The organism is Luteibacter sp. P4_D7_3 (assembly GCF_056401735.1).
In genome coordinates this window covers 1-1012 of record NZ_JBFUIT010000611.1, presented here as the reverse complement: position 1 = coordinate 1012, position 1012 = coordinate 1, and the positions used below count along the sequence as shown (strand labels likewise).

Below are 1012 nucleotides of genomic sequence, written 5' to 3'. Positions count from 1 at the left end.
CGTGGCCGACCAGGAAAACGGAGGTGCCGGTTTCCTTGGCGAAACGCGTGAGCTTTGCCGCCGATTCGCGCACCTGGCTCACTGAACCCGGCGCCGCGGTAAGCATTTCGGTCCAGATCGTCTGGATGGAGTCGATCACGAGGACACGCGGTCGCGCGGTCATCGCCTGCTCGAGGATGCGTTCGATGCAGGTTTCCGCCAGCGCATGCAACGGTGCGAGCGGCAGGTCGAGGCGTTGGGCGCGAGCGGCCACCTGGGAAAGGGATTCTTCGCCGGTGACGTACAGGCTGGGCAATACCGCACCCAGGGTGCCGAGCATCTGCAGCAGCAAAGTGGATTTACCGATACCGGGATCGCCACCAATGAGCACGACGGAGCCTTCCACCAGCCCACCGCCAAGCACGCGATCGAGCTCGCCGATGCCGGTGTGCGTGCGCGCCTCCGCCGTGAGTAGCACCTCGGTCAGCGCCGTGATCTTCGGCGACCCGGCGGCGGCGCCGGCGTAGCCACCCCGTTGGGCACCGATCGACACCACGGCCGCAGGTTTAGCCGATTCAACCACGAAGGCGGAGAGGACATTCCACACGCCGCATTCGGCGCACTGGCCTTGCCACTTGCTGTGCTCGGCGCCGCATTCGGTACAAACGTAGGCGGTCTTGGCCTTGGCCATCGTGTCGTGATCTTCCGGAAGTGAGGGAGCTATATAGCGCGACCGTGTCGCACGGAGCGATACGCGAACGCTCAGCTTTCGTCTTCGACGAAGAGTACGCGACGCGTCATGCCACAGGTCAGGTCATATGAAATCGTACCCGCCGCGGCCGCCACCGTCTCGACGGGCAGGTCTTCGCCCCACAGCGTTACGCGGTCGCCGGTGCGGGCATCGGGCACGCCACGTAGATCGATCGTGATGAGATCCATCGAGACGCGGCCGACGAGCGGCGCCTGTCGTCCGTTCACCAACACGGGCGTACCCGCCGCGGCACTGCGCGGGTAGCCATCGCCGTAGCCGATG

Annotated in this window: 2 protein-coding genes; both read right to left on the bottom strand. The window is 65.5% G+C overall.

Features of this window, described 5'->3' with window-relative positions; genetic code table 11:
• On the bottom strand, positions 1–670 hold a 670-nt coding region (locus AC1DSN_RS23135), incomplete at its 3' end, for a DUF7125 family protein (protein WP_477333235.1).
• Positions 671–741: 71 nt separating this feature from the next.
• The coding region (locus AC1DSN_RS23130; RefSeq protein ID WP_477333233.1) for an alanine racemase C-terminal domain-containing protein at positions 742–1012 on the bottom strand (271 nt) is incomplete at its 5' end.